The sequence below is a fragment of the Candidatus Fukatsuia symbiotica genome (genome assembly GCF_003122425.1).
Taxonomy (GTDB): Bacteria; Pseudomonadota; Gammaproteobacteria; order Enterobacterales; family Enterobacteriaceae; genus Fukatsuia; species Fukatsuia symbiotica.
In genome coordinates this window covers 941,241-966,709 of the sequence record NZ_CP021659.1, presented here as the reverse complement: position 1 = coordinate 966,709, position 25,469 = coordinate 941,241, and the positions used below count along the sequence as shown (strand labels likewise).

The following is a 25,469-nucleotide window of genomic DNA, read 5'->3' as shown; positions in this document are numbered from 1 at the left end:
TTATTTTTCCAACTTCGGGGGTGCTGCGTCGTTTGGAATTTTAAGATTAATTTGGATAATACGCCTGCTATCGACTGTTGATATTTTGAATAAATGGCCGTCAATTTCAATGGATTCACCTGGAGTTGGTAAATGACCAAAGGCTTGCAGCACGAAACCACCAATGGTATCGACTTCATCGTCACTAAAATGGGTACCAAAAACCTGATTGAAATCTTCAATATCGGTTAGTGCTGAGACGCTGTAGCTGTCATGGCCGATCTGACGAATATTTTGATCGACTTCATCATCATATTCATCTTCAATCTCACCAACGATCAGTTCTAAAATATCTTCAATGGTCACTAGGCCAGAAACACCCCCAAATTCATCAATCACGATAGCCATGTGGTAACGTTGTAAACGGAACTCTTTCAACATGCGATCAACATGTTTGCTTTCTGGTACGACTACGACATTACGTAATACTTTGCTAATACTGAAAGGCTCGGCGTCAGTACGCATAAAAGGCAGCAAATCCTTTGCCAGGAGCAAACCTTCAACGTGATCTTTATCTTCACTTATTACCGGAAAACGGGAATGGGCTGATTCAGTAATGACTTGTAAGCATTCATCCAACGTTTGATTAAGCTTTAGCGTGACCATCTGAGAACGAGGGATCATGATATCCCGTAGACGTTGGTCGGCGATATTCATCACGCCTTCGAGCATGTCACGAGTATCGGGATCGATCAGGTCTTTTTGTTCGGAGTCACGGATAAGTTCTAGCAGATCGTCACGATTTTTAGGTTCATTGTGGAACAAATGGCTCAGGATAAGAGTCAAGAATCCTTTCTTAGGAATAGGGTTATCGTTGCTTAATGGATGGTCGTCGCTCATGGCGTTTTAATTAAGATTACCTATGTTAAGTAATTTATTGTTAGCCGGATTTGCACAGCTAACTCGGTTATTCGGGATTTTTCTCCGCAAGATAAGGATCGGTATAACCCAAAGTTTGCATGATTTCAGTTTCGAGAATTTCCATTTCTTCTGCTTCGTCATCAGTGACGTGGTCATACCCTAGCAGATGCAGGGTACCATGCACAACCATATGTGCCCAATGAGCCAATAGCATTTTATTCTGTTGTGTTGCTTCTTGTTCAACAAGTTGCCGACAAATGACCAAATCACCCAGTAATGGCAATGCAATTTTTGCCGGCGCTTCAAAGGGGAAAGATAGCACATTGGTCGCTTTATCTTTACCACGGTAAGTCAAATTTAGGTGATGACTTTCGGCGTCATCCACCAGTCTAATCGTCACCTCGGATACTGTCTGAAACTGTGGAAGCACGGCGTCTAACCAAGATTGAAATGCAGCTTCAGAGGGTAAATTTTGTTTGTCAACACAGGCAATTTGTAAATCTAGAATAACTTGTTGGTTCATCGAACTTCCTGTTGTCAAGATGATCTTTAGGGTTCTATATACTACGGAAAAGCATCACCTTTGTCTTAAACACCGATAGTATGTTGTTAGCGTTGGGGGGTTAAATCGATTAGAAGAGGTGGGCAATAAATTCGTTGTAGTTGTTGATACTTGCGAACTGATAGCCGCCTGAGTGTTTACATGAACGATCAAACTGGCAAAGATTACCGCGCAGGAAACCCGAAGCTAAAATGACGCCACCCTTTTAGCTTCATTTGGTAACATTTAACGTTAATTTAAAGGAATGTGCAACCAGGAGATATGAACCTTTCTGGGATATGTTGGCCGAAACCCTCACACAGACAAAATTCTCTCAGTGAGCTTAATGAATTTACTTTGGACTTTCCATATATCGCCTGCAGTCTATTTTCTACTGTTCGATCAGAAAGGCACAGCTTTCGTGCTGTTTTTTTAGCGGTCATATCCGGTTTTAACATAAAAAATATCACCTCAAGTTCTTTGTCAGTGAACAGTCCCGTAGGGGGTTCTGTGACCAGTATAGGCGGTATTTTCTTGTCAAATAATTCATACAAAGAGACAAAGTTGAACTTTGTTACATGGTAAACTGTGCCGATACATTTTTTTCCTTTGAAAAAAGGAAATTTTTCGCAAAGAGTATGTTCCTGACCCCACAAATTGGTTTGAATCATTGCTCTGCGCTTTTTCTTCTGTTCTACATCTCTATCTTGCTTTTGTAGCTCCGGAGCAAAGTCCCCCCAAGCAGTAGGACACTCATTATCCAATCGCCCTTCAACATCAAAACCAGCGGGCAATTTGCTAAGCTCAATGGTGGCTCTATTTGCGTACATAAAACGCGATTCGAGATCTTTTATCCCCCACGGCTCTTCATTGTATTCCATAAACGACACGAGCGAACCAAAAGACTTTACGGAGATTCCTTGAGAAGAGTCCACATTTTTTTCTTCTCTATTCTCATTTTCTCTATGATGAGCGTCAGTTGTCATAATTAATCCCCTTTTGAGGCGTTACTTCCAGACGTAAAAAGTACTTTATTTGTACAAATATTGCAAGGCTATCAGAAAATATTCTGTATTTTTTTTAAGCAGTTTTACGTTTTGTCTCACCTAAGTTCCATGCAGTTAAGGGTATTATTATAGAACAGGGTTTGAAAAATCTTTGTGGGACGTAACGGTTATAATTATTTTTCTTGCAAAATTCCTCCAAATCATCTAGCGAATCAACATTCGCTTTTTGGTAAATGGCTTGCCGATAATCAGCGATTTCTTGTTCAGACGTGGGTAATTTTTGCGCTATAACCTTATTGTTGTTGCCTTGAAGTAAATAAAATATTACATCAAATTCTTGGTCCGTGAAAAAATCATCTGGTTTTTCAGACAACAGCGTAATAGGTAATGTTCGATCAAAATATTGACAACATGTAAGAAAATCCATTTTTCTGCCATGAAACATGATACCAATGTATTTTTTTTCACTGTTCCACAATGGAAATTTGTCAAATAGGTAAGACTGTATTTTTTTTTCTCTACCAAAACAATAGGTCTCGATAGAACAAACTCTCTTCTCGGTTTTCTTGGCCAGCTTCTCTTGTTTGCGGAATTCCAGTGCAAATTTGGCAAAAGAAGTCTTTTTCGATTTGCTATCGAACAAATCACTGTCGAGCAAACCTGTAATATTAAATTCGGGATCCAGATTTAATAGATCAAAAAAAGGAGCATTAGCATACACATAACGGCAATTATGGTCTTTGAAGCCCCAGACTTCATCACTGGTTTGCCACAGTGAGACGAATTGTGGCGGGACTTCGTCGGGGAGATATATTGAGCGGATATTATTGGGCATATGACCACCTATAAAAAATTTCATCAATATATTCTAAGATAGGCCTGGGATCCTATTATAGTAAGAGTAACCGTCTCTCTCATTTATAGATATAGGCGAATTGTTTAGCTTTTTGACGCTCATTTTAAAATATTATAAGGATATCAAAGATGAACAAGAATACACTGATTGCTGATGATTATTCCCTGAGCCGTGTTCCCTTGAGTGCTAGGACAAGTCTTCTCAGTGTCACGTTAGTTCGTGTAGGAGCTATAACGACCTTGGCTCAATTTATGTTAGGTGCCACCCTAGGGCATTCAATGACGTTTGGTGAGGCCATGCTAGCTACTTTTCTTGGGAGTTTAATCCTTGAATTCATTAGCTTAGGGCTTGGTGTGGCCGGAGCGCGGGAGGGACTATCAACCAGCTTGTTGGCTCGTTGGTGCGGTTTTGGTCGTGTCGGGTCGATTATTATTGGCGTAGGGATCGCGGTTAGCCTGACAGGTTGGTTTGGCATATTGAACGCAGTGCTTGCGAAGAGTTTGGATCATGCATGGGACATAGGTTTTGTCTGGTCGGCTGGGATCTCAGGAATTGGATTTACCATACTGGTTGCTTTTGGATTTAAAGCATTAAGTTGGACGGCAAAACTGGCGGTTCCACTTTTTTTCCTGGCGATTGGATGGATTTCAGTCAAGCTTCTGGCAGGGCATAGCATTGCCGAGTTGATGGCTTTTGTGCCTACTAGTGCGAAGATGACCATTGGTGCGGGTGCAACCATTGTTGCCGGTGGTTACATTGTCGGAGCCTTGATGACGCCAGATATTAGCCGCTATTGCCAAAACAGTAGGCATGTACTTTGGATGACGATAATTTGTATCCTTATCGGTGAATTTCTCGTCAATAGCATCGCCATATTGATAGCACATGCGCTCAATACGGAAGATGTGGTAACGATAATGACACATACATCAGGGTGGCTAGGGTTGCTTACTGTTATTCTTGCTACCATCAAGATTAACGATGTTTGCTTGTATTCTTCATCACTTGCCTTGGCAAATGTTATGGAAGGCATCACTCGCTATAAGTGGAATCGTACATGGTTGACGGTGGTGTTGGGGAGTGTGGGTACTGTGCTGTCAATGATAGGAATTTTAGATAAGTTTACCTCTTTTCTTATCTTGCTGGGTGTGGTGTTTCCTCCGATAGCGGGTGTCATGTTAGTTGATTATTACGTTTTACGTTCCAGTCGTCATATGCTTGATGCCACACGTCAGAGCCAAACGTTGCCAGAATCAACACAGTTAATTGGTTGGCATGCTCTTTTTGCTTGTAATCTAGGCGTGATAGGAGGTTTACACATTGAATTTGGGATCCCGTCTTTCAATTCCATCATTATTGCCAGTTTCGCCTATTGGATTACCTGCTGTGTAGGCTCCCTTGTCTCAAAAAAGAGACGCTTAATGTATTGATTTTAAATAACTTAAATTTTTCATTTATTTTATGTCGTCAAATAGAGACATAAATGGCGTTTTGTTGTACATTTTTTATTGAATAAACTAAGTTATATCAGTGATGAAAACGAGTTTATCAAAATAATCATAGTGTTATTATTTTTTTGTAATAACTGGCACACTATTTGTGTGAGTGCTGATGAGTTGCTCATTCACCTTTCTATGATAGCGCTGTGATTAAACGGACATACGCTTCATAAGCCACCGAATGATGCCTAAAAACCTGTTCGAAGTCTTTTGTGCTCGCTGATACTTCGTCAAAAACGAGCTCAAAATGCTCGTTTTTGGCGAAGTATCAGCGTCGCGCAAGAGGATTTGGAACAGGCTCTGAGAAATGGTGCCTATTGTCCACTTTTAGCGATATAGTTGCGCAAGTGATTTATCAAAAATCGGACGACACATTGAGTGGGGCACCTATTCTTCTGAGGCTATCAATACCAGTAGCGCGGCGCTTCCCCCCACTTTTTAGGTGCTTGATGAAATGCCAGTACGTCTGGGTGTTGAGCTAACCATAGTGGTATTTGCTGTTTTAAAATATGTTTGCCGTGGCCGTGCATCACACTGGCACAATGTATGTGTTCGTGTTTGCAAACCACAATCATGGCTGCCAGCTCTTGTTTGGCCTGCCTTTGGGTTAAGCCATGTAGATCGAGAAATATATCTGGTGAATAGTCCCCACGACGAAGTTTTTTGATTTCAAAATGTGCAGTGTCCTGGCGGATGTAGCGGGTGGGGCCTTCGTTATCCAGTTGTGGTTGGTATTCATCAGAGAAATAATAGTGGGTGGCAATCTGTTGTTGTAACAGGTGAATAGGCTGCTTTTGCTGTTGTTTTCGAGGCTGGTAATGATGTACGAACGTATCTTGCTTCAGCTTTTTAGTTCCCACTATCGATGTTTTAAAGAGCTGTTGTTCCTCATCACTCAGCTGATATTTTTTCTTCATCTTGTCCGTTGTTCCACTTATTTGTTGTGAATCATCTATCTCATACCTCCATCTGATGATGTTCTTTTTGTTGATACCCCGGTGAACGGATCTTAATAAATTAATAAAAACTAGCCCGGAGGCCAGTTTTTATTATTATTTAAGTTGATCTAATCATTATACATCAGCAAAGCGAGGCCGTACTGGTGCCGCAGAAACTGCCGCATCGCCACCACGAGGCGTGAAACGTAGCGTATCACGACCGTTATTATGACCACGCCGGCCGTTATTTTCACGACGCTCACCACCGTAAGAACGATGCGGAGCAGCATTTTCAGCACCAAATGGGCGACCACCACCACGACGCTCATTGCGTTCGCGCTCCCGCGGCTGTACGTCACCTAACAGTTGCATATTCATAGGTTTATTCAAAATGCGGGTGCGAGTGAAATGTGACAAGATATCCTTTGGCATTGCTTTTGGCAGTTCGATGGTTGAATATGCGGGAAACAATTTAATGTTACCGATATAACGGCTACTGATATCACCTTCGTTAGCGATAGCACCAACGATATGACGCACTTCAACACCATCATCACGACCCACTTCAATACGATATAATTCCATATCGCCGATATCGCGACGCTCACGTCGTGCTGGGCGGTCGCCACCTTCTCGATTATCACGACGGCGTTCCCTACTGTGATCACGATGGTGTGTTTCATGGCGCGGACGCGGTGCTTCAGGCGGTAGAATAAGCGGCCGCTCACCCTGTGCCATTTTCAACAATGCTGCTGCCAGCGTCTCTATATCAAAGCTCTCTTCCGGCTGCAATTTGGCTAGCAGTGCGCGATACTCATCCAAATCACGGCTTTCCAGTTGTTGGCCTACTTTAGCGGAAAATTTAGCTAAACGGCGTTCACTGAGCAATTTCGCGTTGGGTAGTTCAACTTCAGTAATGGTCGAATCTGTTGTACGTTTAATATTGCTCAGCAGACGGCGCTCACGGTGCTCAACGAACAGTAAAGCACGACCTGCACGACCGGCACGACCGGTACGACCAATACGGTGAACATAAGATTCTGCATCCATTGGGATATCGTAGTTAATGACTAAACTGATACGTTCGACATCTAAGCCACGAGCCGCGACATCAGTGGCGATCAAAATATCCAGGCGACCGTCTTTCAAACGCTCTAACGTCTGCTCACGTAGTGCCTGATTCATATCACCGTTCAAGGCTGCGCTGTTGTAGCCACTACGTTCCAAAGCTTCAGCGACTTCCAGTGTTGCATTTTTTGTGCGCACAAAAATGATGGCTGCATCAAAATCTTCAGATTCCAGAAAACGTACTAGTGCTTCATTTTTACGTACACCACCGTAAACCATCCAATGGCTTTGGCTAATGTCGGGGCGAGTCGTCATGCTTGATTGAATACGGACTTCTTGTGGTTCTTTCATAAAGCGGCGAGTAATACGACGAATGGCATCTGGCATAGTGGCAGAGAACAGGGCTGTTTGATGCTCCGCCGGGATCTGCGCCATGATGGTTTCTACGTCTTCGATAAAACCCATGCGTAGCATTTCATCGGCTTCATCCAGCACTAATCCACTCAAGCTAGACAGGTCAAGATTACCACGTTTTAGGTGATCTAGCAGGCGGCCTGGGGTGCCAACGACAACTTGTGGTTTTTGGCGCAGAGCACGTAATTGAATATCGTAACGTTGACCACCATAGAGTGCGACGACATTAACGCCTTTAATATGTTTAGAAAAATCGGTCAATGCTTCAGCAACCTGAATGGCTAACTCACGTGTTGGTGCTAGAACCAGTACTTGTGGAGATTTGAGATCCGCTTTAATATTATGCAATAGGGGCAACCCGAAGGCCGCGGTTTTACCACTACCCGTCTGTGCCATGCCGAGAACATCGCGGCCGTTTAATAGCTGTGGGATACACTGCAGCTGGATTGGAGAGGGTTTTTCATATCCCAAATCAGTGAGAGCAGTAAGAATAGGAGCAGACAGCCCCAAAGCAGTAAAAGAGGTTTCAAACTCAGTAGTCATGTACAAATGCCTCATTAACAATGGCGGCCAGTCTACATAACTCGTCGAAAAAATTTTCTGTCATTTTCATTGAAAAGTGTTAACTGGCTCGATTTAGATTATAAAACAAACAACAAAACCACCCTTTGTCAAGATGATTTTCATTGATAAAAACCAAGATATATCAGGATAATAGTTGCTTGTCAGTTAGTAGACCTCTTTCGAAACCTCCGACAATGCCTCACTCACCAAGGTTTTGAAAGAGGTCTATTGTTGGTACGATTCCGACAGATCGTCTTGCTCTTGGCTCAAAAGTGCCAACTCCAACAATGCATAGCGGTGCTCAACAAAATTATGGATATTGTTAGCTACCGTCAGTTTAAACAACGCGGAAGCGGTGCTCTTATCTCCCTGATTCAGGTAATATTTACCTAAATAGAAGTTAGTTTCACTGAGGTGTTCAGCGAGAGAAGTGTTATCTATCGCATCTTCCTTAAGCTCTTTCAGCAAGGTTTTTTCGCTGATTTTGCTAAGGTAAAACTCGATAATATTCCATCCCCATTGCCCTCTATCCGATTTTTCATAACGCTGTTGCAACGCCACCCTGGCTGCTTTGGTATCGATTTCACTTTCTACCAGATACAGCCACAACAAACGGAAGGGATCATTTGGATTGTCTTCATAAAACGCTTGCAAATCTTTCAGCGCTAACAGAAAACGACCACCGTAATACAGCGAAATACCCCGATTTAAACGTGCGTAATTGTAAGTTGGATCAAGCTCTAACACAGAATCAAACGCTTCATAAGCAGCATCAAAGTTGCCTGCCTGTGTCAAATAAATGCCCAGATAGTTAAAAACCTCTGGCATATCAGGACGAAGAGCCAACGCTTGCGAAAAATCATTTTGCGCTAATGCTCGTAGCCCGAGGCTATCATACAGTACTCCGCGTTCATATAAAAGCTGTGCGCGTTCATCATCTGTTAATGTTCGGCTGATGAGGATTTGTTCCATTCGAGCTAAAACGACTTCCTGCTGCAATGTAGCTTGGATTGGGGTGGCTAAAATTTCGTCTTTACGCCAATCACGGTCGCTACATCCTACCAATATGATCGCTACTGTGAAATAACACCAGCGTAAGAGAAATTTCATTTTTCAACTCCCGAAGATAGACATGGCACAAATATCCTTCATCTTTTTGCTTCGATAAGAACTTTCTCCAATTCGCTACGGTTGAGCACCAGAGGTCTAGGGTAAAACGCTATTTACTTTGCGTCAGGTTTTATTCTGCTTTAGGGGCATTGTCTGTTTCTATATCCGAATTCGAGCTCAGGTTTTCTGGATTGGAGACAGTACCATTAGGGGTACTGAGGGCTTCTTTGATGCTAAGACGTACACGGCCTTGACGATCAATTTCCATCACTTTAACCGATACTTCTTGCCCCATTTGCAGATGATCAGTCACTTTATCTACACGTTTATCAGTGATTTGAGAAATGTGAACCAGGCCTTCTTTACCGCTCCCAATGGCAACAAAAGCACCAAAATCAACGATACGGGTGACTTTACCTGAATAGATACATCCAATCTCAAGTTCGGTGGTAATTTCGTTGATACGGCGGATAGCATATTTTGCTTTTTCGTTGTCCGTTGCTGCAATCTTGATGGTGCCGTCATCTTCAATCTCAATAGTGGTGCGGGTTTCTTCAGTTAATAAACGGATCACTGAACCTCCTTTACCAATAACTTCCCTGATTTTATCAGGATTGATCTTAATGGTATGAATACGAGGTGCAAATTCTGAAATATCACTACGAGAGGTACTAATTGCTTTTTCCATTACCCCTAGAATATGTAAACGTGCTCCTTTTGCTTGATTCAGTGCTTTTTGCATGATTTCACGGGTGATACCTTCAATTTTAATGTCCATTTGCAGTGCTGTGATCCCTTCACTGCTACCGGCTACTTTAAAGTCCATATCACCGAGATGATCTTCATCTCCAAGGATATCCGACAGGACAACAAAATTTTCACCCTCTTTGACTAAGCCCATAGCAATCCCAGCGACAGCCGCTTTGATCGGTACACCGGCATCCATCAACGCCAAAGAAGCGCCACAAACAGAGGCCATCGAAGAGGAACCATTAGATTCGGTGATTTCTGCAACGACACGTATAGTATAAGGGAAGACCTTTTGATCTGGCATCACGGCTAACATGCCACGCTTCGCCAAACGACCATGACCGATTTCACGGCGTTTGGGTGATCCCACCATTCCGGTTTCACCGACACAGTAGGGAGGGAAATTATAATGTAGCAGGAATGTATCAGTACGCTCCCCCATAAGCTCATCGATACTTTGCGCATCACGGGCGGTGCCTAGGGTAGCCGTAACCAGCGCCTGAGTTTCACCACGGGTAAAGAGCGCAGACCCGTGAGTACGGGGCAAAACACCAGTACGTACATCCAAGCTACGTATCATATCTTTTTCACGGCCATCAATACGTGGTTTACCTGTTAATACACGATCACGAACCAGTTTTTTTTCAATGCTGCCCAAAATGTCTTGAATTTCCGATACATTCAAGGTTTCATCTTTCTCTAATAGTTCGTCAATGATTTTAGCTTTGATGGCATCGACTTCAGCATAACGTTCTTGTTTTTCGATAATGCAGTAAGCATCTCCAAGGGATTTGGTGACTAACCCCTCAACGAATTCGTATAATTCCCGGTCAGCTTCTTCTGGTTGCCATTCCCATTTGGTTTTGCCGGCGTCTGCAACCAGAGCGTTGATGTTTTCAATGACAATTTGTTGTTGCTGATGACCAAAAACTACGGCACCTAGCATGTGATCTTCGCTTAAGATATCGGCTTCTGACTCAACCATCAATACTGCGTCAGCAGTGCCGGCAACGACCAAATCGAGACGACTGGTTTTTAATTCTGTCGTCGTCGGGTTAAGTACATATTGATTGTCAATAAAACCAACACGCGCTGCACCTATGGGGCCATTAAATGGGATCCCTGAAAGGCAAAGAGCGGCAGACGCTCCTATCATTGCGACGGTGTCCGGATTAATTTCTGGATTTACCGACACAACAGTCGCAATAACCTGGACTTCGTTAAGAAAGCCTTTTGGAAATAACGGACGAATCGGGCGGTCAATAAGACGTGAAATTAAGGTTTCACCCTCACTCGGGCGACCTTCACGGCGGAAGAAACTGCCTGGGATACGCCCGGCGGCATAAGCTCGTTCTTGATAATTAACTGTTAGCGGGAAGAAATTTTGATCTGGCTTGGCTTTTTTTTGACCGACAACGGTGACAAATACTGCGGTATCATCGACGCTGACCATTACGGCTGCCGTTGCCTGGCGCGCCATCATACCGGTTTCAATGGTCACAGTATGTTGGCCGTATTGGAACTTACGGATAGTCGGGTTTAGCAAAATAGCATCCTTATTACTTAACGAGGGTGTTTGATCGTGAGGCGATCGTCAGAAGAAAAGGGGCCTAAAATTGGCCCCCTTTTTTACGAAATCAGGTCAACTAGCGACGTAAACCTAAACTTTCAATCAAAGTAGAATAAGACTCTACCTTTGTGCGTTTTAGGTAGTCTAAAAGCTTACGGCGCCTGGCCACCATACGCAGCAAGCCACGACGGCTATGGTGATCTTTTTTGTGTTCGGTAAAATGACCTTGCAAATGATTAATTTGAGCAGTCAAAAGCGCGACCTGAACTTCACTGGAACCGGTGTCGTTAGCATTACGACCGAACTCAACAACAATATTAGCTTTTGTTTCAGCATTTAGAGACATTATGTCACTCCAGGTAATGAAATTAAGACAGGTGCCGATCTCTAATTCAGCAACCTAGGACAAAACTGCGCCATTCTACTCCTTGGTATTAGGGATCGCAAGATAACCGTTTATTAATAAACCTCGAAACTAACGCTATTTTGCAAGGCATTAATAATAAAGACAGCTACGACTAACGAGAAAGTTTATCCAGCGTGCCCTAAATCCCCTCCCCTTTAGTTCTTCAGGCATAGGTATCTACACAGCCCCCACTCAGGCTGTCTGGCGATTTTTCAACAATGACCGTATTACCTTCAGCCAACTCAACGCTTCGGTCATGACGCTCGCCCGTGAGGGCATTGCTTCCAGCCCACATTCATACGCCCTCGTGAGATTCATGACGGGTCACATTTACAGTTCCAATCGCATCATAAAAAGCAGAACCGCCTGCAGATGAGTCACGGCAGGGATGTAGGGTATGAACGACAAAGTAGCCTGCTGGTTGATGCCGCCTCCGGCTTGATGGTTGCCCCTCTAGCTTAGACGTTGATAGACAGTGCGGTTTGTCACTCAACGCCGAAAGACGGCACATCTGCCTCGCAGACCCATATAAAAGGTGCAGGGCATAACGTGAAGGCCTGGCTTCAGTGCAAATGCGGATGTAGTGCTGCGTAGGTTACTGATAGCGAGTATGGCGTGTGTGCTGGCGAAGAACTGACCCGGATGGTGGCAAGAGCCCTGGGCCAGTTTGAAAATGTGTAGATACCTATGGTTCTTCAGGACGGGGATATAAGTGCGGTTTTCCAACTAACATGTGTTAAAATGCCGTGGCTGACAGCGGCAGCTTTGGCATAGCTATGACGGCAATCAGTACCGCAGGGCATGCGGGATTGCTCGATGAAACAAAAACCCATCGAAGTGAGTCAGACTTCGGTCTGAATACAGTAGGGATCCTCGCCCTTTAGGGCGGTGAGGAAGTCAAAATGGCTTACCTTGGGAAGATTAAAATAATAAGTATGAAATACAAAGATTTACGTGAATTTATTAAATTGCTTGAACGGGAGGGGGAACTTAAACGTATCCATCAGCCGATTAATCCCTATCTGGAAATGACTGAGATTGCCGATCGCACTTTGCGTGCCGGCGGGCCTGCGTTGTTGTTTGAAAATCCCACCGGCTACAAGATACCAGTGTTGTGTAACCTGTTTGGTTCTGCCAAACGAGTGGCGTTGGGTATGGGGCAGGAAGATGTGAGCGCTTTACGTAATGTAGGCGAATTATTAGCTTTCTTAAGAGAACCGGAACCACCAAAAAATTTCCGTGCTTGGCTTAATGATTTGCCAAAATTTACGCAAGTGCTCAATATGCCCACCAAACGTATCGCTAAAGCACCTTGTCAGGAGCAAATCTGGCAGGGAAATGATGTTGATTTGTACCGTATTCCGATCATGCACTGTTGGCCGGACGATGTAGCACCGCTGGTATCGTGGGGGTTAACCATTACCCGAGGTGCGGATCCCAAAAAGACACGGCAAAATTTGGGTATTTATCGTCAACAGCTGCTGGCAAAAAATAAATTGATTATGCGTTGGTTACCCCATCGTGGTGGTGCCTTGGATTATCAACAATGGTGCGAAAAAAATCCCGGTAAACATTTTTCGGTGGCGGTTGCTTTGGGTGCGGATCCTGCGACCATTCTTGCAGCGGTCACCCCGGTGCCGGATACCTTATCCGAATATGCGTTCGCTGGTTTGCTACGTGGTCAGAGAACGGAAGTTGCCCAATGTCTTTCTAACGATCTTGAGGTTCCTGCTAGTGCTGAAATAGTGCTGGAAGGCTATATTGAGCAAGGCGAAATGGCGCCAGAAGGTCCCTACGGCGACCATACTGGATACTATAATGAAGTAGATAAGTTTCCTGTTTTTACTGTTACCCACATAACGCAACGACAAAATGCGATTTATCACTCAACGTATACCGGTCGACCACCTGATGAACCGGCGGTGCTGGGGGTGGCATTAAATGAGGTGTTCGTTCCTATTTTACAAAAACAGTTTCCAGAAATTGTTGATTTTTATCTGCCACCAGAAGGGTGCTCCTATCGTATCGCCGTGGTGACGATAAAGAAGCAATATGCCGGTCACGCCAGGCAAGTAATGATGGGAGTCTGGTCATTTTTACGCCAATTTATGTACACTAAATTTATTATTGTTTGTGATGATGATATCAATGCTCGCGACTGGAATGATGTTATTTGGGCAATGACGACCCGTGTGGATCCGGTGCGTGATACGCTGTTGATAAAAAATACTCCGATCGATTATTTGGATTTTGCTTCTCCGGTGTCTGGATTGGGATCGAAAATGGGGATCGATGCGACTAATAAATGGAAGGTAGAAACTCCACGTGAATGGGGGCGTCCGATTAAAATGGATCAAAAGGTTTGCGCTTATATCGATGAAATTTGGGATGAGCTAGCTATATTAAACTTGTCGCCTAAGCGCTGATATAGAGAAAGAATGCATGACAATTTTGAGCTGTAAGGTTGCCTCTGTGGAGAGCATTACTGAAACGGTGTATCGGGTGCAATTGGTTCCTGCTGCGCCGTTTTCGTTTCGTGCTGGTCAATATCTGATGGTTATCATGGATGAACGTGATAAACGTCCGTTTTCAATGGCATCGATACCCTCTCAGCAGAAATATCTTGAGCTCCATATTGGCGCTTCGGAACTGAATTTATACGCGATGGCTGTGATGGACAGGATCCTAAAAAATAAAACACTCGACATTGATATACCTCATGGTGATGCCTGGTTCCGTGAAAACCGCCAGCGCCCTTTGTTATTGATAGCTGGCGGCACAGGTTTTTCGTATACTCGTTCTATCTTACTGGCGGCATTGGATGAACAACCGAATCGTGAAATATCCCTTTATTGGGGGGGACGTGTAGCCAAGGATCTTTATGATTTGCATGAGCTGAGAACACTGATGATCGAATATCCACAATTGCATGTAGTTCCGGTAGTTGAACAATCAACCGAAAGTTGGCAGGGTAGAACCGGTACCGTACTGAGTGTGGTGTTGCAGGATTACTGCTCGTTAGCAGAACAGGATATTTACATTGCTGGTCGTTTCGAAATGGCTAAAATCGCGCGTGAGCGGTTTTGTACGGAACGCGCTGCACAAGGATCCCACATTTATAGTGATGCTTTTGCCTTTATTTAGCCCAAATGCGCTCCAGGCGCTTTGGTTTCGTATAACGAACGATGGTTTTGCAAGAAGTTTATCTATTGGAGGATAATTTTAGCCGTTTGGCGAAATCTAACATGCGGTTCAGCGGTAGCAACGCCTGCTGGCGCAATTTTTCATCGATATGGATTTCATGCATCAAGCCGCCTTGCTCTAATCCCTCAGCTATTGCTCTAAAGTCGTTCATTGCCATCCAAGGGCAGTGTGCGCAGGTTTTGCATGTGGCTCCTTCGCCGGCCGTCGGCGCTGCAAATAATTCTTTATCAGGGCAGGCCTGTTGCATTTTGTAAAAAATACCCCGATCGGTAGCCACGATCAGTTTTTTTTGCGTTAATCTCTTGGCGGCTTCAATCAATTGACTGGTTGATCCCACTGCGTCAGCCATATCGACTACCGCAGCAGGAGATTCAGGATGAACCAATATAGCAGCATCGGGATAAAGCGCTTTCATCTGTATCAGGGCTTGAGTTTTAAATTCATCATGCACGATGCAGGTAGCCTGCCAGGATAATATGTCGGCACCGCTTTTCTTTTGTACGTAGTGACCCAAATGACGATCGGGTGCCCAGAGGATCTTTTCTCCCAAACCATCCAGATACTCGACTAATTCTAACGCGATACTTGAGGTGACGACCCAATCCGCTCTTGCTTTGACAGCTGCGGAAGTATTGGCATAAACCACCACGGTACGATCAGGATGACTATCACAAAATGCAGTAAACTCATCAGCAGGACAACCCAGATCTAAAGAACATTCTGCGTTCAATGTTGGCATAAAAACGCGTTTTTCTGGATTGAGAATTTTGGCAGTTTCCCCCATAAAACGCACTCCCACGACCAGCAAGGTGGATGCCGGGTGGCGATTGCCAAAACGTGCCATCTCCAATGAATCCGCTATGCAACCACCGGTCTCTTCTACCAGTGCCTGGATCTCAGGATCGGTATAATAGTGAGCGACCAACACCGCATCTTGTTGTTTCAACAATTTTTTGATTTTTTCACCATAAAACCTCTGCTCATTCGTATCGAGCGGAGCAGGTTTTGCTGGGAATGGATAGCCGGTTGTATTTACATCAAAAGTTTGTTTCATGATTCACATCTCTGTTACTAAGGTCACCATAACCGAGAGTAGACGGCTTGCTTTTTCTTTACCTGAGCGTCGCCTATGACGGTTTCGAATAGGTTGTCACCCTGGACAAAGTAACCAATATCTTGCTAAAAGTCGCCGAATTATACCACGCCTACTGTCTTGTTGATGCCAAGTATTTTTGCTTCGGGTGCAGTACCTTCGAGTAATGCTTGTGTGCTGCCATCGTAATAAATGCTACCGTCGACAACGAGCAAAGTACGTTCGGCAATACGAGCAGCATCGTCCAGATTATGCGATACCATCAACAATGTCAGTTGACGACGGTCGCAGATTTGCTGCAATAATTGTAACATCTCGCTACGTAACGCCGGATCCAGTGCTGAAAAGGGTTCATCCAGCAACAGGATTGGTTGACTACGTATCATACAGCGCGCCAATGCTGTTCGCTGACGCTGACCGCCGGAAAGCTCGGCGGGTAAACGATCAACACAGTGTTGTAGCCCGACTTGCTCGGTGATTTGTATTAACTGTTTACGCTGCCTAGCATCGAGTTTTAGCCCCGGATGTAATCCTAAAGCGATATTTTCCTTTACTGTCAAATGGGAGAACAGATTATTTTCTTGAAACAGCATTGATACGGGTCGTTTGGCGGCAGGAGTCGTACTATGATCCTGATAATTCAATAATATATTACCATCAGTGGGTGTTAAAAATCCGGCGATCAAATTTAGCAAACTGCTTTTACCCGCACCGCTAGGGCCCAAGATGGCAATGCGTTCGCCACTTTGAACCTGCAAATCAAATTTTATCGGCAAGCGTTCATACAAATAGGTAATTTTTTTAAGGGTTATCATGGCGGCTCGGCAATCGTTCTATCAAAGTAAACAGTGATAAACAGAGTAATAGTAATAACAGTGCGGTAACGGCGCCATCATGACTGCGGTAAGCCCCTATTTGTTGATAGAGATAAAAAGGCAGAGTGCGGAACTCGTCATTACCAAATAAAGCGACTACGCCAAAATCTCCAATCGACAAGACACAGGTGAAAGCCAGTGTTTGCGTTAACGGGCGTTTCAGTGCTCGACATTCTATCTGCCGTAGGCGACACCAACCATGAATATCCAATGATAAACATAATCGATTGTAGCGCTCGGCGAGATCTTGCATGGGGTTATCCAGTATTTTTAATGCATAAGGTAGCGCCATCAATGCATTGGTCAGGATCACCAATCCGTAGGGTGATGATGGTAATCCCGAGCTTTCATTCAACAGTAGAAAAAAACCGGTTGCCAGTACAATGCCCGGCATCGCTAAAATAATCATGCCACTTATTTCAAGCGCCTGTCCGTAAGCAGCTTGTTGGCGTAATTTTAGCTCGCGGCTGCTCCATAACAACATCATGGTTAGCATAATACAGAGTATCCCCGCGCCAAGTGCAATCGTTAATGACGTCATAAAGGCTTGCCAGAGCGCCCTTTGTTGCAACACTGTTATCAGTGCCTGATTACAACCATCAATGACGACTGCCAGTAACGGCGGTAACAGCAGCAATGATGCGCAGATAATTAGCAAGTTATCGAGGATACGACACCATCCATGATCTTGTGGATCACGCCAGTATTGATGATGGCTATGCCCGATCGCTAGTACGTTATTTAATCGTTGGCTCAATAATACGAGGCCGAGACAACAGACCAATTGAATCAACGCGAGTATCGCCGCCCGGTTTAAATCGTAGTCGTAACTGAGTGCTTGATAAATCGCCAATTCGATGGTGGTCGCTTGGGGTCCGCCGCCAAGAGAAAGTACGGTAGCGAAACTGGCAAAACATAGCATGAAAATCAGTGCACTACTTGGCAAGATTTGGCGGCGTAAATATGGCCATTCAAGCCAACGGAAATAGTGCCAAGGGTTCATGCCCAGCTGAGCGGCAAGCTGTCGTTGCTCCACGGGGATGGCCTCTAACGATTGTAAGAGTAATCGGCTGGCGAGGGGTAAATTGAAAAAAACGTGCGCTAATAGAATGCCTGGTAGTCCGTAAGGTGAAAAAGAGTAATCGATGCCCAGTTTGTCACATAACTGAGCTAACCAACCTTGACGACCGTAGACACTTAAGATGCCAAAGAGTGCCACTAATGTCGGAAGAACTAATGTCATAGCACAGAGGCGTAGAAACAGTTGTCGCCCAAAAAAACGCCGTCGATAAAGCGCTCGTGCTAGAAAAATAGCAGGTAATACGGCCATCAATGTGGATAACAACGCTTGCCAAAAGGTAAAACGGACCACATGCCATAAATAGCTATCGTGCCATATATTTTGCCAATCGCTGGCGGGGGCATGATGCCAGATGGCGGCAAAGATAAGCAGTGCCAAGCTGATCAACAGACCTGAAGCTAATAGCCCCGGCCATAACCAGCCAGAAATTAGCGGCTGACAGCGTTTTGCCACAGTTGGATCCATGTATTACGGTTTTCCGCCACTTCTTTGGCATCGTATTGTAATGCTTTTTTCGGTACGGTCAGATGGTTGAAACCCGTAGGCAAATCCATTTTTATCATTGGATACATCCAATTACCTGTAGGAATATGCTGTTGAAAAGCCGGGGTGAGAATAAAGTGCATAAAGCGTTGTGCCAGTTTAGGGTGTTTACTGGCGGCCAGCTGGGCAGCGACCTCGACTTGCAGATAATGGCCTTCGCCAAAGTCAGCCGCGGCATAATGATCGTTTTTTTCTTCGATACTGTGATAGGCAGGGGAAGTGGTGTAGCTGAGCACGAAATCGCCTTCACCCTTTAGAAATAAGCCGTATGCCTCGTTCCAACCGCGGGTAACGGTGACGGTTTTTTGCGCTAATTTTTGCCAGGCCTGCGGTGCCTGTGCACCATAAACTTTTTGCATCCAAAGTAATAAACCTAAACCTGGTGTACTAGTACGCGGATCCTGATAAATCACTGTCCATGGTGTTGTACTTTCTACCAGTTGTCGTAGGCTTTTGGGTGGATTTTTTACTTTATCTTTGTGATAGATAAAAGCGAAATAGCCATAGTCATAAGGAACAAAAGTTTTATTCTTCCAAGGTGTTGGCAGATTCAGCACGCTGCTATCGATTTGACTGGTAGCAAACAACCCTGTTTGTTGTGCTGTTTGCAACAGATTATTATCTAAACCCAACACGACATCAGCAGGGCTGTTTTTGCCTTCCATCCGTAAGCGGTTAAGCAAGGAAACACTATCATTCAACGGTACCCATTTAAGTTGACAGTCACACTCAGCCTCAAAAGTTTTTTTGATGGCGGCCCCGGGCCCCCAATCGCTGGTGAAAGCACTATTGGTATAGACGGTCAAAACGGGTTGCTCCGCTGCGACTGTAAAAACAGCAGTAAAAACTAACAGCGTAGAGAGCAAAAATAGTTTAACCACTTTATATTCCTTAGATATAAAGAACCGGATTCCTTGAGCATAAAGGCATTTGACATCGTTGGGTACTTGATAATAGAAATTTTTAAAAATCAGTTAGCCGGCGCATTGCCTGTTAGTACTGTGAAAAAATGATCGGTTGTTACGTGCAGTCAAGTCACAGAGAGTTTTGTCGCCTCAGTTAAAGTACGTAAGGATGGTAAGTGTTTCGGTTTCAAATAAACATCCAGTAAAAGTGTGTGAATTATCTACCCACTATACTATGCTTATAATCGTTTGCTGTAAAAGTTGTGGAGGAAAGATTATGCAAGCTTACTTATCTAGAGAATTTTATCAGCGTTATTTCTCTGCTATTCAGGATGCCGATTGGTTACCTTGGGTGTCAACACAGTGGCGATTACAAACTTTAGCACAATTAATTCAGTGGAATGCTTCACAACTGTCAAACCCAAAGTATAGCCAAAAGCGATGATTACTGATCAATTCGGTGGATTTGCAGGCAGCAAATCCACCCGTGTTCTACGGAGAAACACTATTCTGATAGGGTTATGTAGGGGAAAAGGCTCCTGTAGTAAAATTGCCCATCTTTACGCTGCCTAGTCGGTGGGAAGCGAGTTTGCCTCCCTCCTGATTGTCACTTTCCTGATCTGCCTGACGACCTGGTTTCCGTGGTGTCTCCTCTTTTGTCTCGGCAAGACGATTATGCATCAATGGTGCTGATGAGGACCGAGGGGCTGGTACGCCGCTGCTTTCGTTGAGAATACTTGCGATGTTTACGACAAAACTATGTTTTTGATTTTTTGGAGGATAATTTTTTTCATAATCAGCTAGAGCGAGGTCAGCTTTTGGTTTTATTTTTTTCATTCTTTCCTCCCCCAGTATCAGTTTTTGAAAGCTATTGTTACAAGTTTCTATGAGTCTATAAAAGCAACTCTTAGGACGTGATTGTTGTGAGCTATCGGGTTGCATATTGTGCGTTTGTGAGGCACTGCTGGCAGGGATAGAGGCTGGTTCTGGCATCATTTAATTCCTCTTATTTTTTGTAGGCGAGTTGTCAAAGTAATCTGGTCAATAAAAATTAGCGACAAACAGGTTGATAATTTTATTATTTTGATATCTGTTTTGGTGAAAAAAGCCAATGGGTGGTCTGTCGCTAGTGGACAATATCTCTACACATTGTGCTAGATCGGCACAGTAAAGCGTGTTCATAAGCGGTTACGCAAATAATATTAATTGTATAACTTATTTATAATTAAAGAAAATAGCGATCTAATTATTAGTTATGTTTAAACAGATAGTTTGAGTTTTCTGCAGAAATAGTGTCAGTACAAAAAAGCAGATACCGCTCTGTCACTTTGTTGTCAAGGTGCTATTAAAGGGCATCTGCTTGTAATCACTGATTGATTATCATCAACGCAAAAACGCCGGTTGTTGTTGTTCGTACGCAGAAATATTACTCTCATGCTGTAGTGTTAAGCCAATGCTGTCTAATCCATTGATCATACAATGACGATGAAAGCTGTCGATTTCAAAGGAATAACTTTCCCCCGCCGCGTTAACGGTTTGTGCTTCTAAATCAACAATGAATTCGATGCCTTCATTTTCTGCAACTAACTGGAATAACCTATCGATATCCTTTTCGTTGAGTATGACCGGCAACAGCTGATTGTTAATCGAATTGCCATAAAAGATATCGGCAAAACTTGGCGCAATCATCACCCTGAAACCAAAATCACTCAGTGCCCAGGGCGCGTGTTCACGCGAAGAACCACAACCAAAATTCTCACGAGCTAACAGAATACTCGCTCCCTGATAACGTGGATGATTCAGTACAAATTCAGGGTTGGCTACTTGGCCTGCATTATCCAGAAAACGCCAATCATTAAATAAATGTTGTCCAAAACCTGTACGGCTGACTTTTTGTAGAAATTGCTTTGGGATAATCGCATCAGTATCCACGTTAGCGATGTCTAATGGCACAACCAAACCTTGGTGTTGAGTAAAACAGGGGTGTTGAGTAGGTACTGTCATTATGCTGTCTCCGATGAGTGGCTGATTGTAGAAAATTTGCGCACATCAGTGAAATGACCATTTACTGCTGCCGCTGCCGCCATCGCTGGACTGACCAGATGTGTACGACCACCTCGCCCTTGACGTCCTTCGAAGTTGCGGTTGCTGGTGGAGGCACAACGTTCACCGGGTTGCAAACGGTCGTTATTCATCGCTAAACACATTGAACAACCGGGTAAACGCCATTCAAAACCCGCCTCGATAAAAATTTTATCCAATCCTTCTGCTTCAGCCTGTGATTTTACCGGGCCTGAACCCGGTACTACTATCGCTTGTACGCCGCTGGCCACTTTATGCCCCCGTGCGATCACAGCGGCAGCGCGTAAATCTTCAATACGTGAGTTAGTACAGGAGCCGATAAAGACTTTGTCAATAGCGACCTCGCTTAATTTAATACCTGGGCACAGATCCATATAAGCCAATGCTTTTTCAGCAGATGCTGGTTCAACGGGATCATTGAAAGATTCTGGCGAGGGGATCGTTTGGTTGACCGCGATGACTTGCCCGGGATTGGTACCCCAAGTGACTTGTGGCGCGATAGTACTGGCATCTAGGGTGATAACCGTATCGAATTGCGCATCATTATCCGATTGCAATGTACGCCAGTCATTGAGGCTTTGTTGCCATAATTCACCCGTTGGTGCGAACTGACGGCCTTTTAAATAGGCGAATGTGGTTTCATCTGGTGCCACTAAACCTGCCTTGGCACCCATTTCAATCGCCATATTACATAATGTCATGCGGCCTTCCATACTCAGTGCGCGAATTGCGCTGCCGCAAAATTCCACCACATGACCGGTGCCACCGGCACTGCCGGTTTTGCCAATAATGGCGAGTACGATGTCTTTTGCGGTAATACCTGCACCGACATCACCGTTAACCTCGATTTTCATCGTTTTCGCCCGTGCTTGTTTCAGCGTTTGTGTAGCGAGTACATGTTCGACTTCCGAGGTGCCGATGCCGAAAGCCAGTGCGCCAAAGGCACCGTGGGTTGCGGTATGTGAATCACCACAAACGATGGTCATCCCGGGTAAGGTCATCCCTTGTTCTGGGCCGATAACGTGCACGATCCCTTGATAAGGGTGATTTAAATCATATAAGGAGATACCGAAATCGGCACAATTTTTGATCAGGGCTTGCATCTGGATACGTGCCATCTCACCACTGGCATTAATGTCTTTGCTTTGTGTCGATACGTTATGATCCATGGTGGCAAAGGTTTTTCCCGGTTGACGCACTGGGCGTCCTGCTGCGCGTAAACCATCGAACGCCTGCGGTGAAGTCACTTCATGCACCAAGTGGCGATCAATATACAACAACGGGATTTCATTCTTCGCTTGGTAAACAATATGGGGATCATACAGTTTTTGATACAGTGTCTTGCCCATTTTTATGCCTCCTGGGTAATTAAGCGGGTAATCACATCACCCATTTCGTGCGTTCCTATTGTGTTACCCTCACCGGCCAAATCAGCAGTGCGATGACCTTCTTCCAGTGCTCGGGTGATTGCCTGTTCGATAGCCGTGGCTGCCGCTTTTTCCCTTAAACTAAAACGTAATAACAAAGCCAGAGACAGGATCTGGGCGATAGGGTTGGCAATGTTTTGACCGGCTATGTCCGGTGCCGATCCGCCGGCCGGCTCATACAGCCCAAAGTTTTTTTCGTTTAAGCTGGCAGAAGGCAGCATACCCATAGAACCTGTGATCATTGCGCATTCGTCGGACAGAATGTCACCGAATAAGTTGGAACATAACAACACATCAAATTGAGAGGGATCTTTAATCAACTGCATGGTGGCATTATCAATATAAAGATGAGACAGTGTGACATCTGGGTAATCGGTCGCAATACTGTTGACGACTTCGCGCCATAACATCGAGCTTTGTAATACATTGGCTTTATCGACTGACGTTACCTTGCTGCGGCGTTGACGGGCAGATTCAAAGGCGATACGTGCGATCCGTTCAATCTCATAACGATAATAGATTTCGGTATCAAAGGCGTGTTCTTCCATGCCTTGGCCTGCACGTCCCTTGGGCTGACCGAAATAGATGCCCCCGGTTAGCTCACGAACACACAGAATATCAAAACCTTTAGCCGCAATATCGCTGCGTAGTGGACAAAAATTTTCTAAACCTGGGTATAAGCGAGCAGGTCGTAGGTTGCTAAATAATTTAAAATGTTTACGTAACGGCAACAAAGCACCCCGTTCCGGTTGTTCTGCGGGTGGCAAATGCTCCCACTTTTTCCCCCCGACGGAGCCAAATAAGATCGCGTTAGCTTGTTCACATCCAGCGAGTGTAGTGGCAGGTAATGGGCTGCCGTGGCGATCAATGGCAACGCCCCCGACATCATATTCTGTCGTGGTGACAGTGATAGCAAAGCGTTGTTCAATCGCCTGTAATACTTTTTTTGCCTGAGCCATGACTTCTGAACCGATTCCGTCTCCAGGTAATAGGGCGATATGATATTTTTTTTCCTCGGCGACATTATTCATGCTTATATGACCTCCTGATGATTTTGTTGTAGATATTGTTTTTTCTTTTTTTCGACTTGTTGAGCACGCCAAATATTGTTTAATGCGTGAATCAAAGCATGAGCGGATGAGGCGACAATATCGGTCGCCAGACCTACCCCGTGGAAGTGATTTCCCTGAGATTCGACCGAGATATTGACTTGACCGAAGGCATCTTTACCCTGTCCATTTGCTGACAGTTTGTAACTTGTGAGTTTGATGGCATATCCACTGATGCGGTTGATGGCCTGATAGAGTGCATCGACGGGACCATTACCGGTAGCGGCTTCGGCATTAATTTTTTCTCCGCAGGCCAATTTAACCGACGCCGTTGCTAGAATATTGGAACCTGATTGAACACTAAAATAATCAAGACGAAAATATTCAGTGTCTTCTTGTTGTTTATTAATGAAAACTAAGGCCTCCAGATCATAATCAAAAATTTGTCCTTTGTTATCTGCTAACTTTAAAAAGGCACTGTAGAGAGAATCCAAATTATAATCTTTATCTTGATAACCCATTCTTGTCATCCGATCTTTCACCGCAGCACGGCCTGAGCGAGAAGTTAGATTAAATGGAACTTCTTTCAGGCCAATGGATTCCGGGGTCATAATTTCGTAATTTTTACGGTTTTTCAGCATGCCATCTTGATGAACACCGGATGAATGGGCAAAGGCGTTACTACCCACGATGGCCTTGTTGGCAGGGATTGGCATGTTGCACAATTTACTCACCAATTGACTCGTACGATAAATTTCTTGGTGATTGATGCCGGTATGCACTGCTAACATTTTTTGACGGACTTTAATCGCCATAATAACTTCTTCTAACGAACAATTACCGGCTCTCTCACCCAAACCGTTAATAGTACCTTCTACTTGACGCGCTCCGGCTTGCACCGCAGTAATTGAATTGGCCACTGACATACCTAAATCGTCATGACAATGGACAGAGATAATCGCCTTATCAATGTTAGGAACTCGTTGATATAAATTGCTGATGATTCCACCAAATTGATAAGGTGTGGTAAAGCCAACGGTATCGGGAATATTGATGGTAGTAGCACCTGCATTGATTGCCGCTTCAACAACACGACACAAATTATCAATCGGTGTGCGCCCGGCATCTTCACAAGAAAATTCCACATCATCCGTATAATTGCGAGCGTGTTTTATTGAGGCAATAGCCATTGCCATGACATCGGCAAAAGTTTTCTGTAATTTTGATTCGATATGCAAAGTGGATGTAGCTAAAAAAACGTGGATACGAAAAGCCTTGGCGACACGTAATGCGGCGGCAGCAACATCAATATCGTTAGTAATACAACGTGCTAGCGCACAGACACGGCTATTTTTTATTTCTTGCGCAATAGTTCGTACCGACTCAAAGTCTCCTGGTGAGGAAACAGGAAAACCCACCTCCATCACGTCAACGCCCATTTTTTCCAGTGCCAAAGCAATTTGTGGTTTTTCTTTTACGCCGAGGCTGGCTTGTAATGCTTGTTCACCATCACGCAAAGTGGTGTCAAAAATAATCACTTGTTGGCTCATTGAATTATTCCTTTTTATCGTTGTTTTTGCGTTGGAC

The 25,469-nt window shown here is 44.4% G+C and carries 24 protein-coding genes and 1 pseudogene; 5 read left to right on the top strand and 20 right to left on the bottom strand.

The window, feature by feature from the left end:
• From corC to CCS41_RS04625, 4 genes are all read right to left on the bottom strand, one after another.
• Positions 1-879: a CNNM family magnesium/cobalt transport protein CorC gene (gene corC, locus CCS41_RS04640; RefSeq protein WP_072550494.1), complete on the bottom strand. Its 879-nt coding sequence runs from the start codon at positions 877-879 to the stop codon at positions 1-3.
• Between the two features lie 67 nt (positions 880-946).
• A complete protein-coding gene (gene ybeY / locus CCS41_RS04635) occupies positions 947-1,423 on the bottom strand; it encodes an rRNA maturation RNase YbeY (RefSeq protein WP_072550493.1) in 477 nt (158 codons plus the stop codon).
• A gap of 275 nt (positions 1,424-1,698) precedes the next feature.
• A complete protein-coding gene (locus CCS41_RS04630) occupies positions 1,699-2,427 on the bottom strand; it encodes a LuxR family transcriptional regulator (protein ID WP_072550492.1) in 729 nt (242 codons plus the stop codon).
• A gap of 94 nt (positions 2,428-2,521) precedes the next feature.
• A complete protein-coding gene (locus tag CCS41_RS04625) occupies positions 2,522-3,283 on the bottom strand; it encodes a LuxR C-terminal-related transcriptional regulator (RefSeq protein WP_072550504.1) in 762 nt (253 codons plus the stop codon).
• Between the two features lie 149 nt (positions 3,284-3,432).
• Between CCS41_RS04625 and CCS41_RS04620 the strand changes: the two genes are divergently transcribed.
• The gene (locus CCS41_RS04620) at positions 3,433-4,734 is read left to right on the top strand and encodes a cytosine permease (protein ID WP_072550491.1); all 1,302 of its coding nucleotides are present in this window, start codon (positions 3,433-3,435) and stop codon (positions 4,732-4,734) included.
• 456 nt (positions 4,735-5,190) lie between these two features.
• Here CCS41_RS04620 and smrB read toward each other — a convergent pair.
• From smrB to CCS41_RS17100, 7 genes and pseudogenes are all read right to left on the bottom strand, one after another.
• A pseudogene (gene smrB, locus CCS41_RS04615) lies at positions 5,191-5,720 on the bottom strand (endonuclease SmrB).
• 156 nt (positions 5,721-5,876) lie between these two features.
• Positions 5,877-7,766, bottom strand: a complete 1,890-nt coding sequence (locus CCS41_RS04610; RefSeq protein WP_072550489.1) for a DEAD/DEAH family ATP-dependent RNA helicase — start codon at positions 7,764-7,766, stop codon at positions 5,877-5,879.
• Positions 7,756-7,830, bottom strand: a complete 75-nt coding sequence (gene yrbN, locus CCS41_RS17620) for a protein YrbN (RefSeq protein WP_420836470.1) — start codon at positions 7,828-7,830, stop codon at positions 7,756-7,758. The genes CCS41_RS04610 and yrbN overlap by 11 nt, the downstream gene beginning before the upstream one ends.
• Before the next feature lie 182 nt (positions 7,831-8,012).
• Positions 8,013-8,897: a lipoprotein NlpI gene (nlpI, locus tag CCS41_RS04600; protein ID WP_072550488.1), complete on the bottom strand. Its 885-nt coding sequence runs from the start codon at positions 8,895-8,897 to the stop codon at positions 8,013-8,015.
• 130 nt (positions 8,898-9,027) lie between these two features.
• Positions 9,028-11,193, bottom strand: coding sequence for a polyribonucleotide nucleotidyltransferase (gene pnp, locus CCS41_RS04595; protein ID WP_072550487.1), 2,166 nt, complete (start codon positions 11,191-11,193; stop codon positions 9,028-9,030).
• 100 nt (positions 11,194-11,293) lie between these two features.
• Positions 11,294-11,563, bottom strand: coding sequence for a 30S ribosomal protein S15 (gene rpsO, locus CCS41_RS04590; RefSeq protein WP_072550486.1), 270 nt, complete (start codon positions 11,561-11,563; stop codon positions 11,294-11,296).
• A gap of 223 nt (positions 11,564-11,786) precedes the next feature.
• On the bottom strand, positions 11,787-11,918 hold the full coding sequence (locus tag CCS41_RS17100) for a hypothetical protein (RefSeq protein WP_275887682.1): 132 nt from the start codon (positions 11,916-11,918) through the stop codon (positions 11,787-11,789).
• A 451-nt stretch (positions 11,919-12,369) separates the two neighbouring features.
• On the opposite strand from CCS41_RS17100, the gene CCS41_RS16030 reads away from it, so the two are divergent.
• From CCS41_RS16030 to fre, 3 genes are read left to right on the top strand one after another with little or no spacing between them, the layout of a single operon-like run.
• Positions 12,370-12,507, top strand: a complete 138-nt coding sequence (locus CCS41_RS16030; protein ID WP_205411487.1) for a hypothetical protein — start codon at positions 12,370-12,372, stop codon at positions 12,505-12,507.
• Between the two features lie 51 nt (positions 12,508-12,558).
• Entirely contained in the window at positions 12,559-14,049 is a 1,491-nt protein-coding gene (ubiD, locus tag CCS41_RS04585; protein WP_162860097.1) for a 4-hydroxy-3-polyprenylbenzoate decarboxylase, read from the top strand.
• Between the two features lie 16 nt (positions 14,050-14,065).
• On the top strand, positions 14,066-14,767 hold the full coding sequence (gene fre / locus CCS41_RS04580; protein WP_072550484.1) for an NAD(P)H-flavin reductase: 702 nt from the start codon (positions 14,066-14,068) through the stop codon (positions 14,765-14,767).
• A gap of 58 nt (positions 14,768-14,825) precedes the next feature.
• Here the strand turns inward: fre and nadA are convergent, their stop codons facing one another.
• From nadA to thiB, 4 genes are all read right to left on the bottom strand, one after another.
• Positions 14,826-15,881, bottom strand: a complete 1,056-nt coding sequence (gene nadA, locus CCS41_RS04575; protein ID WP_072550483.1) for a quinolinate synthase NadA — start codon at positions 15,879-15,881, stop codon at positions 14,826-14,828.
• A 140-nt stretch (positions 15,882-16,021) separates the two neighbouring features.
• A complete protein-coding gene (thiQ, locus tag CCS41_RS04570) occupies positions 16,022-16,735 on the bottom strand; it encodes a thiamine ABC transporter ATP-binding protein ThiQ (protein WP_072550482.1) in 714 nt (237 codons plus the stop codon).
• Positions 16,722-18,329 (bottom strand): thiamine/thiamine pyrophosphate ABC transporter permease ThiP, encoded by a 1,608-nt coding sequence (gene thiP / locus CCS41_RS04565; protein WP_072550503.1) that lies wholly within the window; start codon positions 18,327-18,329, stop codon positions 16,722-16,724. Before thiP ends, thiQ begins: the two co-directional genes overlap by 14 nt.
• On the bottom strand, positions 18,305-19,300 hold the full coding sequence (thiB, locus tag CCS41_RS04560) for a thiamine ABC transporter substrate binding subunit (RefSeq protein ID WP_162859992.1): 996 nt from the start codon (positions 19,298-19,300) through the stop codon (positions 18,305-18,307). The genes thiP and thiB overlap by 25 nt, the downstream gene beginning before the upstream one ends.
• A gap of 301 nt (positions 19,301-19,601) precedes the next feature.
• On the opposite strand from thiB, the gene sgrT reads away from it, so the two are divergent.
• Positions 19,602-19,769, top strand: a complete 168-nt coding sequence (sgrT, locus tag CCS41_RS04555) for a glucose uptake inhibitor SgrT (RefSeq protein WP_072550480.1) — start codon at positions 19,602-19,604, stop codon at positions 19,767-19,769.
• A gap of 74 nt (positions 19,770-19,843) precedes the next feature.
• Here the strand turns inward: sgrT and CCS41_RS04550 are convergent, their stop codons facing one another.
• The 5 genes from CCS41_RS04550 to leuA form a co-directional block, all read right to left on the bottom strand.
• Complete coding sequence (locus tag CCS41_RS04550; RefSeq protein WP_162859991.1) at positions 19,844-20,161, bottom strand: hypothetical protein; 318 nt, start codon at positions 20,159-20,161, stop codon at positions 19,844-19,846.
• 546 nt (positions 20,162-20,707) lie between these two features.
• The gene (gene leuD / locus CCS41_RS04545; protein WP_072550478.1) at positions 20,708-21,328 is read right to left on the bottom strand and encodes a 3-isopropylmalate dehydratase small subunit; all 621 of its coding nucleotides are present in this window, start codon (positions 21,326-21,328) and stop codon (positions 20,708-20,710) included.
• Positions 21,328-22,755 carry a 3-isopropylmalate dehydratase large subunit gene (gene leuC / locus CCS41_RS04540; protein ID WP_072550477.1) on the bottom strand — a complete coding sequence of 476 codons (1,428 nt, stop codon included), beginning with the start codon at positions 22,753-22,755 and terminating at the stop codon, positions 21,328-21,330. Before leuC ends, leuD begins: the two co-directional genes overlap by 1 nt.
• Positions 22,756-22,757: 2 nt before the next feature.
• Positions 22,758-23,864 (bottom strand): 3-isopropylmalate dehydrogenase, encoded by a 1,107-nt coding sequence (gene leuB / locus CCS41_RS04535; protein ID WP_072550476.1) that lies wholly within the window; start codon positions 23,862-23,864, stop codon positions 22,758-22,760.
• Between the two features lie 2 nt (positions 23,865-23,866).
• Positions 23,867-25,432, bottom strand: coding sequence for a 2-isopropylmalate synthase (leuA, locus tag CCS41_RS04530; protein WP_072550475.1), 1,566 nt, complete (start codon positions 25,430-25,432; stop codon positions 23,867-23,869).
• Positions 25,433-25,469 lie beyond the last annotated feature (37 nt).

What these genes read in the sequence shown, in the direction of transcription:
- leuA (WP_072550475.1), bottom strand. Translation starts at nt 25,432, where the DNA reads ATGAGCCAACAAGTGATTATTTTTGACACCACTTTGCGTGATGGTGAA.
- ubiD (WP_162860097.1), top strand. Translation starts at nt 12,559, where the DNA reads ATGAAATACAAAGATTTACGTGAATTTATTAAATTGCTTGAACGGGAG.
- nlpI (WP_072550488.1), bottom strand. Translation starts at nt 8,897, where the DNA reads ATGAAATTTCTCTTACGCTGGTGTTATTTCACAGTAGCGATCATATTG.
- leuB (WP_072550476.1), bottom strand. Translation starts at nt 23,864, where the DNA reads ATGAATAATGTCGCCGAGGAAAAAAAATATCATATCGCCCTATTACCT.
- CCS41_RS17100 (WP_275887682.1), bottom strand. Translation starts at nt 11,918, where the DNA reads ATGTGGGCTGGAAGCAATGCCCTCACGGGCGAGCGTCATGACCGAAGC.
- thiQ (WP_072550482.1), bottom strand. Translation starts at nt 16,735, where the DNA reads ATGATAACCCTTAAAAAAATTACCTATTTGTATGAACGCTTGCCGATA.
- CCS41_RS04620 (WP_072550491.1), top strand. Translation starts at nt 3,433, where the DNA reads ATGAACAAGAATACACTGATTGCTGATGATTATTCCCTGAGCCGTGTT.
- rpsO (WP_072550486.1), bottom strand. Translation starts at nt 11,563, where the DNA reads ATGTCTCTAAATGCTGAAACAAAAGCTAATATTGTTGTTGAGTTCGGT.
- leuC (WP_072550477.1), bottom strand. Translation starts at nt 22,755, where the DNA reads ATGGGCAAGACACTGTATCAAAAACTGTATGATCCCCATATTGTTTAC.
- ybeY (WP_072550493.1), bottom strand. Translation starts at nt 1,423, where the DNA reads ATGAACCAACAAGTTATTCTAGATTTACAAATTGCCTGTGTTGACAAA.
- CCS41_RS04610 (WP_072550489.1), bottom strand. Translation starts at nt 7,766, where the DNA reads ATGACTACTGAGTTTGAAACCTCTTTTACTGCTTTGGGGCTGTCTGCT.
- CCS41_RS04550 (WP_162859991.1), bottom strand. Translation starts at nt 20,161, where the DNA reads ATGAAAAAAATAAAACCAAAAGCTGACCTCGCTCTAGCTGATTATGAA.
- CCS41_RS04630 (WP_072550492.1), bottom strand. Translation starts at nt 2,427, where the DNA reads ATGACAACTGACGCTCATCATAGAGAAAATGAGAATAGAGAAGAAAAA.
- fre (WP_072550484.1), top strand. Translation starts at nt 14,066, where the DNA reads ATGACAATTTTGAGCTGTAAGGTTGCCTCTGTGGAGAGCATTACTGAA.
- sgrT (WP_072550480.1), top strand. Translation starts at nt 19,602, where the DNA reads ATGCAAGCTTACTTATCTAGAGAATTTTATCAGCGTTATTTCTCTGCT.
- CCS41_RS04625 (WP_072550504.1), bottom strand. Translation starts at nt 3,283, where the DNA reads ATGCCCAATAATATCCGCTCAATATATCTCCCCGACGAAGTCCCGCCA.
- corC (WP_072550494.1), bottom strand. Translation starts at nt 879, where the DNA reads ATGAGCGACGACCATCCATTAAGCAACGATAACCCTATTCCTAAGAAA.
- nadA (WP_072550483.1), bottom strand. Translation starts at nt 15,881, where the DNA reads ATGAAACAAACTTTTGATGTAAATACAACCGGCTATCCATTCCCAGCA.
- leuD (WP_072550478.1), bottom strand. Translation starts at nt 21,328, where the DNA reads ATGACAGTACCTACTCAACACCCCTGTTTTACTCAACACCAAGGTTTG.